The sequence below is a fragment of the Mesorhizobium sp. M8A.F.Ca.ET.208.01.1.1 genome (assembly GCF_004791315.1).
Lineage (GTDB): Bacteria > Pseudomonadota > Alphaproteobacteria > Rhizobiales > Rhizobiaceae > Mesorhizobium.
This window is the reverse complement of record NZ_SRUT01000150.1, coordinates 1-352: the sequence shown is the minus strand read 5'-3', so window position 1 is coordinate 352 and position 352 is coordinate 1. Positions and strand designations below refer to the sequence as shown.

Genomic DNA, 352 nt, shown 5'->3' with positions numbered 1-352 from the left:
GCCTGGCTGCACTGGCGTTCTGGCCGCGACGCTAAGGTTAGGGCGCTAGTTAGGGCGGGGTGTCAAGCAGCGGCTGCCGTTGGCGAAACCATTCATCGGCTTCGGCATCCCATGGCCAAACACCGGCCGTTGTCGGAAAGATAAGCTGCATAATCCGGAAATCCGGTCCGTCGTAGAACCAGATGTCCCAGCCGAAATGCTCCGGGTAATGGTCGGGATGGACCGCACCGAACTGACAGTCGAAGCCGCCTCCCAGGAAACCCGACGCCCGCTCACCCACGCTGAACCTCTCGCCGCTGCGCACCCGTCGGCAATATTCGTTGATGATGGTCTGCGAGAGCTCCGGCTTGAG

Annotated in this window: 1 protein-coding gene; it reads right to left on the bottom strand. The window is 61.6% G+C overall.

The features are described 5' to 3' along the window. Positions 1 to 49: 49 nt before the first annotated feature. Positions 50 to 352 (bottom strand): DUF4262 domain-containing protein (locus tag EN851_RS34670; protein WP_135931079.1); only part of this gene is annotated, 303 nt, incomplete at its 5' end.